General features: G+C 27.3%; 7 protein-coding genes and 3 pseudogenes. 7 read left to right on the plus strand and 3 right to left on the minus strand.

Annotated features, from left to right (window positions below; all coding sequences use genetic code 11):
• Window positions 1-179 precede the first annotated feature (179 nt).
• The 7 genes and pseudogenes from BHE82_RS03545 to tmk form a co-directional block, all read left to right on the plus strand.
• Window positions 180-1,562, plus strand: a pseudogene (locus BHE82_RS03545) (hypothetical protein); the annotation flags it as partial.
• 78 nt (window positions 1,563-1,640) lie between these two features.
• Window positions 1,641-2,084: a hypothetical protein gene (locus BHE82_RS03470; protein ID WP_307876255.1), complete on the plus strand. Its 444-nt coding sequence runs from the start codon at window positions 1,641-1,643 to the stop codon at window positions 2,082-2,084.
• A gap of 63 nt (window positions 2,085-2,147) precedes the next feature.
• Window positions 2,148-2,432 carry a hypothetical protein gene (locus BHE82_RS03475; protein ID WP_307876256.1) on the plus strand — a complete coding sequence of 95 codons (285 nt, stop codon included), beginning with the start codon at window positions 2,148-2,150 and terminating at the stop codon, window positions 2,430-2,432.
• Between the two features lie 34 nt (window positions 2,433-2,466).
• Window positions 2,467-2,559, plus strand: a pseudogene (locus tag BHE82_RS03455) (SVM family protein); the annotation flags it as partial.
• Window positions 2,560-2,568: 9 nt separating this feature from the next.
• A complete protein-coding gene (locus tag BHE82_RS03460; protein ID WP_240682838.1) occupies window positions 2,569-2,730 on the plus strand; it encodes a hypothetical protein in 162 nt (53 codons plus the stop codon).
• 245 nt (window positions 2,731-2,975) lie between these two features.
• A pseudogene (locus tag BHE82_RS02980) lies at window positions 2,976-3,616 on the plus strand (YqaJ viral recombinase family protein).
• A gap of 60 nt (window positions 3,617-3,676) precedes the next feature.
• Window positions 3,677-4,180, plus strand: a complete 504-nt coding sequence (gene tmk / locus BHE82_RS02985) for a dTMP kinase (protein ID WP_257608409.1) — start codon at window positions 3,677-3,679, stop codon at window positions 4,178-4,180.
• A gap of 466 nt (window positions 4,181-4,646) precedes the next feature.
• Here tmk and BHE82_RS02990 read toward each other — a convergent pair whose 3' ends face one another.
• From BHE82_RS02990 to BHE82_RS03000, 3 genes are all read right to left on the minus strand, one after another.
• Window positions 4,647-5,591 carry an IS3 family transposase gene (locus BHE82_RS02990; protein WP_143549442.1) on the minus strand — a complete coding sequence of 315 codons (945 nt, stop codon included), beginning with the start codon at window positions 5,589-5,591 and terminating at the stop codon, window positions 4,647-4,649.
• 1,255 nt (window positions 5,592-6,846) lie between these two features.
• A complete protein-coding gene (locus BHE82_RS02995) occupies window positions 6,847-7,146 on the minus strand; it encodes an SVM family protein (protein WP_071345746.1) in 300 nt (99 codons plus the stop codon).
• 45 nt (window positions 7,147-7,191) lie between these two features.
• On the minus strand, window positions 7,192-7,698 hold the full coding sequence (locus tag BHE82_RS03000; protein WP_071345747.1) for a hypothetical protein: 507 nt from the start codon (window positions 7,696-7,698) through the stop codon (window positions 7,192-7,194).
• Window positions 7,699-7,934 lie beyond the last annotated feature (236 nt).

Here is a 7,934-nt window from a genome sequence, read left to right on the forward strand (position 1 = left end):
TAAACATCCAAAATCAAAAAGATAACTTAGAAAATCAACTCAAATCAAAAGAAAAAGAATTAGCAAACAATCAAGAATTAACAGAAGAAACCAAAAACAAATTACAACAAGAAATTAACGATATCCAAACTAATTTAAACCATCAAATTGAAAATACCCAAAACAAAAATAACGAAATCCAAAATTTACAAACCCAAAAAAATCAATTAGAAAATCAATTGTTTTCAAACAAACAAGATTTAGAAAAACTACAGCAAGAAATTAACTAAAAAGAAGAACAACTACACATCAAAGAACAACAATTAACCAGTCAAATTAACTTATCTAATGAAGAAAAACAACAACTAAATTCAGAAATTAACACCTTAAAAACTGATATTAACCAAGAAAAGGTTGATTTCGAAGCTCAACTAGCACCCAAAGAAGAAGAAACAACCCAACTTAAACAAAACGAAAACAACCTAAAACAACAATTAACCCAAAAACAAGATGAAACAATAAGCCTGAGAAAACAACACGTAAAAACTTTGGAAGAAATCCAAAAACAAATAGATAATTACAAAAAAATTGTCAAAGAACTAGAAACCGGAACCGAAACCCTAAAAGAACAAATTGCAAAAAACAATGAAAATGCCGAAAAACTACAAAAAGAAATAAACAACAAAGAATCAAACCTCAAAACCTTAAAAAATAAAATACAACAACTAGAAATTAAAGAACAAGGTTTTAGAAACGAAATAGATACTCTAAAATTAGAAAACAAAAACCTAAAAGAAAAATACACTAACGATTTAAACAAAATCCAACAATAACTTGATATTTCCAAAACCGAAAAACATCAACTAGAAAAAGAAATAACAGAAATTCAAGATGAATTAGTAAAAACCCAAAACACCAACAAAGAATTAGTCAACCAATTAAACAACAAACAAACTCAAATCAAAGACTTAAAAGGCAAAATCAACATCTTAGAAGCTAACGAAATTCAACTACAAGAAATAATCAACCAAAAAGATGAAGAAATAGCAAAACTACAACAAACCATCCAAGAACAAGCAGAACAAATCATCAAACTAACCGCCGAAATTGAAGCCAACATGAAAACCTTTAAACAACAAGCAATCAAAATCCAACAACTAGAAGGTGCAATCTCAGGACTTGAAGGCGCAAGCGATTCATTAGGATTCGAAAACAAAGAATTACAACATGAAATCAAAAAACTAAAAGAGCAATTGAGAACCGAACAACTTGCCCACAAAGCAATGAAAAAGCAATTAGATGACCAAACCCTTAGATTAGAAGAAGACAAATCAACCCTAACCATCAAAGCCGAACAACTAAAAACCAAAACCTCCAAATGGGACAAAGGTGTAGAAAGAACATGTGCAGTAGTAAACACAGTTATTTTAACGAAATCAGGAGCCATAATGGGAGCTTCATTAGGCTCTGCCATTTTACCTGGTGTCGGTACGATTATTGGCGGAGGCATAGGTGGTTTAATTAGTGGTGCCGCATCTGTTGCATCAAAATGGGACACATACAAACAATGGCTTGGATGGTAACAATAATGCATATTCTTGCATTATTGTTCTATTTATGTTAAAATAAAAGTAAGTTAAAAAAAGGAAATTTAAGATAGAATGGAATTATTTAAGATATTAACTATTGTATTTTTTTTGGGTATCATTTTTGGGTCAATCCCTTTATGGATTTGGTTTATTCAAAAACGAGAAAATACAAATAGGATTAAAAAAGTCAATATAAAGACGGATTTGATTATTTATTATTTCATGATGTCTGTTTCAGTTGTTGGATTTGGAGTATTTTTATTTTTAGATAATAAATATGATATAACCAAATCAAAACCTAAAATCTACGAAATTACCTCAACCAAAATAGAAACCCAAGAGGAGCGGTTTCAAACAAAAAGCGGTGCAAAATACACATATAATGAAAATAATTTACAAAAAAATAATAATAAAAGTTGGCTATTAACCGATATCGCGCAAGAAGGTGTTCCGATGATTAAAAGAACTTACACCTTCTACGGACTCAACGGCCTAGGACGCGGTCACCACCGCTAACATGAACCCACCGACCTCGTCACATTTTGCAAAAACCCCTTCAACAAATGGTACGATGAGGGTATGCGAGTAGATGAGTTTGATGGTTTCTACACAAAAGAAAAACACAATGATTCACAATTTGGTGGGGGCAATGGTGTTCGTATAGATCCATCAAATCATTACATAAAACTCAAATACGAAGCCCCCAAACACCTACTCGAAGAAGATAAGGACTTTTTCATGGATGAAGTAAACTGCACCTCAAACGAAAGAAGTCCTGAAGGCGTTTTGAAAAGCAAAACCTACTACCTCCACTTCAACCCAAACAAGCCTACATCACCCTCTACACCCAAAAACACAACATAAAATAAAATAAATAAAAAATAGAAAAGAGAGAAAAATGTTAATTTTTAGATTAAAAAAACAATTATATTTATTAATAATAGTTCTATTTACTTTTTTAGGATTATTTTTTATCACCAATAATCATCAAGTAATGGCAATGGAAAAAAATAAACCCCTTCAAACGATTTATAACATTGAAACCAAAAATGTTAGAAAAAATCCAAATAAACCCATAAAAATTAGTTATTATGTTAAAGATAAAAATTTATCATTAGAAGATATGGCGAAAAACATAAATATAATAAATAAATTAAAATAATCCCAATTAAAAAAACAATTTAATATATATTTAATACAAATATTAACAACCCCCAAAACTAACAATACCCCTAAAACACATTATTTCATCCCTTAATGACATTTTACATAATTATTTGGTAAACCTCAAACAACATCATTCAATCTGTTTAAAGGCTAATATTTTTGATTTTAAAATAAATCCAACCCAAGACTCTCATCGCGAGAGTCTTTTTTTTACCTAAATTTTAAAAAAGGAGCAACAAAATGCAAATAACTAATCTAAACCAAAGAACCTCGCAATGGTACTTGCACCGTAAAAAATACATTAATGCATCAGAAATAGGAAGTATCACAGGAAATGATAAATTCAGAACCTTAGAACAATTAGTCCATGACAAAATATTTGGAACCACTTTCACAAGCAACAAATACACCGAACACGGGAACAAAACCGAACCCTTAGTACGTATTTTCTTTTAAAAAAACCACTAATCTAAAATTTCCCGATACCATCTTTACCGACGATAAAGTCCAAATGTTTTCATCCTCACTTGATGGATACAACTCAAAAACCAACACTTTATTAGAAATCAAATTCCCTTATGTTAACGAATTCAACACCACATCCCCATCTTGGAACGGCTTTTTTGCAAACAAAGAAGTCCCTAAAAACTACTGGGCCCAAGTTCAATGTCAACTCTACTGTAGCCAAGTTAAATTCGCTTATTTTTTAATTTATTTTGATGAAACCAATTATCATGTAGTACGCATTTACCAAGATAATAACTTCATTAATAAAATGATTAAAGACAGTAAAAAATATTTAGAATTACTACATAACACAAAAAAAAGAATTATCACAAATAATTTATTTAAAACAATTAACCAAACTAAATCACAAATAAGACCTTCAATTTTTGAAGGTCTTTTTTTATACCCAAAATTAGATTAAAAGGAGAATTACAATGAAATTAATTATATTCGAAGGACTAGGCGGTAGCGGAAAAACAGGTTTAATAAAAAGCGTTAAGCGCGGATTAAAAAAACAAGGAAAAGAAGTAATCGTTATTCGCGGATTAGGAAGTTCTACAATTGGAGAATCCATACGCGAAACATTTTTAACGCATAACAAATTACACAATTTAACTAGATATTTTTTAAATTTCGCCAATATGATTCAAACCCAAGAAGAATGCATCAAACCCCACTTAGAAACAAACAAAATCATTTTAGTCGACCGTTGGTTAGGCTCTAATTTCACCTATCGCGTATATCCTAATCGAATTGATGAAAAATATTATTTTTTTAACAATTTAACTAAATTATTTATTAAACCAAATTTAACAGTTTATTTAAAAATCGACCCACAAATAGGGTTAAACCGTAAAGCAAATCAAACTAATCACACACTCGATGTTATTGAAACAAGCCCATTATCATATTTTCGACAAGTAGAAAAAGGTTTTTAAGAGTTTTTAAACAAAAAACTAGGTCCCCAAATTATTTTAAATGCAATGGGAACCAAAACTTGGAAATCCAACACAAAACAAATAATCAAAAGAATAGGAGAAATACCAAATGGCAATAATGCACTGTTCCGTTTTTTTAGACACTTTTTTATTTCAAAATTACTCTTTAAGACTTAAAATTAAATAGATAATTTCATATCTTTTCAAACTAACAAAGTAATTTCATTACACTTAAAAAGTGTCTAATGTTTTTTTATAATTTGCTAGTTTCAAAAGATATTTTTTTAAATATTTTATCCCTACATTATATATATAGGCCGAAAAAAAGAAAAACTCACCTATAAAACGACATAGATTAAATTTTTTTACGCAATAATGCGGAATTTATTGTTTTTGGTAGAAAAAAATGTATGACAAAACAACCTTTTTCAAAGGTTATAAGTTTATAATATCTGTAATTAAATATTTATCTAAAAGTTTGAAAGTATTCCAAAGGTGATAAATTATTTAATTTAGTTAAAATCCATTTATTATTCCAAAAAGAAGGGAATTGATTGATAATTTTTTTGATTTTGCCTGGTGTTTTTTGGAATAAAAAGGGATGTTGGTTGAATAAAATACTTTTCATCTGGCCAAAAAGATTTTCAATGACAGCGTTATCACGTGGGGTTGCTTTGCGAGACATGCTAATTAAAAACCCTTTTTTAGTTAAAACTTTTTGTACTTTTAGAGATTGATAAACTTTACCTTGGTCAGAATGGATAATGCAAGGATTTTTCAAAGGAGGAATTTTTTTAATGGTATTTAAAATTAATTCTTTATCTTGGCGGTTGGAGATGTGAGAAGAGATAATTTGATTGTTGAAAGAATCAATAACACATGAAAAATAGATAAAACCTTGGGGAGTTTTAAAATAAGTAATGTCGGTAAATAGTTTTTTCATAGGTTGGGAGGTAGTAAAGTCTTGATTAATCAAATTTGGGACTATTTTGAGGTTAGATTTTAAATTTTTATGATAATAATATTTATTTTTCTTAGGCCTTAACTTACAAAAAATATTATTTTCTTTCATGATAAGATAAACTTTTTTCTTAGTAATGGGTTCGTTAAAAATTTCTTGGTATAAATCAGTAATTTTACGATGACCGTAAAAATATTCATATTGCAAACATAAAGTTTGAATACGTTGTTGTTGCAAAAAATATTTTGTTTGTTTTAATTTTAACTTTTTTTCAATTTTTAGCCAATAATAATAAGTACTTCGATTAATACGAATTGTTTTTAAAATGGTAGTTAAATTGAGTTCTTGAGAAAATTGTTTAATCATTTTAAAAACTATTTTTTTATTAATAGTTTGAATGTGAGAAATCATATTTTGTAATAATCTTATTTTTTTCTTTAATTTTTGCATCATTAACACCAATTATCTTAATATTTTTTATTAATTCCAAAAATAATTATAACTAAAAAATAATAAAAAACTGAATTTTAAAATATATTTATTAAATTACTATATAATATGATTAGTATTCCAAGACGAGCAGAGCGAACTAGGCGGCCAGCCGAAGTACAACCAAATTAACTCTTACACCCACACCCCTCCTATAAAGTCCCCTTTGGGGATTTAGGGGTTTTTCAATTTGACCGTTAAATTGTTAAATTTGACGGGCACATGTTTAGATAATATATTTCATTTAAACATTATAAATTATGATATATTATAATAAATTTATATATACTAATTAAATATAAAAACTCTTGATAGGTTTTTATATTTAATTAGTATCATTAATATTATTTTATTTAATATTAAATAAAATAATATTAATGATATATGTTTCTAATAAGATTAAACCCGAATTAAGTATTAATTATTATAACCCAATTCAAAACAGCCTTGGAGGGCTTTTTGAATTGGTGTTTAATTTTACCCAAGGGTTTAATCTTATTAGAAACATACCATTATATATATAGGCCGAAAAAAAGAAAAACTCACCTATAAAACGACATGGATTAAATTTTTTTACGTAATAATGCGGAGTTTTTAATTTTGGGGTAGTTGTGCCATATAATAACAGGGTTAAATGGAAAAATGCTCACCATAAACACTAGCGAAAATGATGACAGAAGAGATAAAAAATGGAAAAAAGTGAAAAAAAAATATCCCCCTCAAATGAGGGGGTCTAAATTAGGTTAAAAAAATGATTCGTTTTAATTTATGCCAAAATTGTAAAAATTAAAAGTAAGTGTTTTACTAGCTTTTTAAGAGGTCACTTAGAGGCTAAATTGAATATAAAAGGGGTCTAAATCAATCCTAGGTTAATTCCCTAATTGTATTTAAATCAAAGCGAGAGGGGCAAAATAATGCGTTTAAGAGGCATTCTTGATTTTGGTATGGTATTTTTTTCTAAAATTAGTTTTTTTTAAATCTAAAAAAAGACCTTCATTGGAAAGTCTTAACATCAATTAATTTTTAAATCTTGAGGTTTTTTGGGTGGTGGAGTGGTGTTTCAGTAGACATTGAATTCATTTTAACTTGAACTGTGAGTAGTGGAATTAACAACTATCCAATCATCCAAAAATATAATTTTATTTTTTTCTCTATTTCTAAACTTATTTCTGCTTTTGAACAAAATTTTATTTTTTTAAAATATTTATTAAATTAATTATTTTTTAATTTTTTTAGAATTTATTGATGAGTTTTCTGTTGGACTATTTCTTTTTTGATTTCTTGATAATAATTTAGTAATTTTATTTAAATTAATCTTAATTCCTTTTTTGTTAAAATACTTAATACCTTCAGTTAATATATCCATTGCTTCATCAAATTCCTCGTATTCTTCTTTTTGTTGGTTTTTATTATTGTTTTCCATTGCCATCACTTGATTATTATTTATTAATAATATTCCTAGAAAAGTTAATAAAAAAACATTTATTATTTTAAAATATTTTTTTAATTTTAACATAAGTTAATAACTCCTTATTTTTAATTATTTTCAGTTTCTTTAGTATTAAATTTCTTCGTATAAAAAATATTCTTCTTTTACTTCAGTTTTGTTACTTGGGGTATCATAAGTTTTAGGTTTTGAATTTGTTATATCGTATTTATTATCTAAAAATATCAAACCTCCAAAAATAGCCATTATACTTAATAAAATAACATAATATATAATTATAATTTTTGGGGGATTAACTTTTTTAAAATTTTTTAATTTTAATTTACCTAGTGAAAATTGGATTTGTAATAAATCTGTTTGTTGTTGGTTTAATTCAATTTTTAAAGCTTTGATTTCTTCTTGTAATAAAGTTTTATCTTGAGTTGATAAAACTTTATTGCTTGATGCTTCAGTTACTTTTTGAATTAATTTTTCTTGGTTAATTCCAATTTGAGTTTTTATATTTTCTAAGTTATTTAATTTATTATTGACATTTTTTGCAATAAAATATATCCATAAAGGAGCCACCATAAATACCCCCCCAATTAAACTTAAAATAACTATTATTCCTAAAATATACATAATTAATTTCCTTTTTTTCATTTTTTTTACTAATTACTCAATAATACAAAAACTTTCAAACCTATTTTATCACAAATACTAAATTAGATGGCTTTTTTTTTGTTAATATTTACCAAGGCCACCATTTTTTAACTATATCCCATTTAGTAGCTACAGCAGTCACGCCTCCAATTATACCTCCACCAAGTCCTCCAAGTGCAGTTCCCCAAGGGTTTTTTGTAGGCGATTACTGAGTT

It is taken from the genome of Rice orange leaf phytoplasma (genome assembly GCF_001866375.1).
GTDB lineage: Bacteria > Bacillota_I > Bacilli_A > Acholeplasmatales > Acholeplasmataceae > Phytoplasma > Phytoplasma asteris.

What these genes read in the sequence shown, in the direction of transcription:
- BHE82_RS03470 (WP_307876255.1), top strand. Translation starts at nt 1,641, where the DNA reads ATGGAATTATTTAAGATATTAACTATTGTATTTTTTTTGGGTATCATT.
- BHE82_RS03475 (WP_307876256.1), top strand. Translation starts at nt 2,148, where the DNA reads ATGCGAGTAGATGAGTTTGATGGTTTCTACACAAAAGAAAAACACAAT.
- BHE82_RS03460 (WP_240682838.1), top strand. Translation starts at nt 2,569, where the DNA reads ATGGAAAAAAATAAACCCCTTCAAACGATTTATAACATTGAAACCAAA.
- tmk (WP_257608409.1), top strand. Translation starts at nt 3,677, where the DNA reads ATGAAATTAATTATATTCGAAGGACTAGGCGGTAGCGGAAAAACAGGT.
- BHE82_RS02990 (WP_143549442.1), bottom strand. Translation starts at nt 5,591, where the DNA reads ATGCAAAAATTAAAGAAAAAAATAAGATTATTACAAAATATGATTTCT.
- BHE82_RS02995 (WP_071345746.1), bottom strand. Translation starts at nt 7,146, where the DNA reads ATGTTAAAATTAAAAAAATATTTTAAAATAATAAATGTTTTTTTATTA.
- BHE82_RS03000 (WP_071345747.1), bottom strand. Translation starts at nt 7,698, where the DNA reads ATGTATATTTTAGGAATAATAGTTATTTTAAGTTTAATTGGGGGGGTA.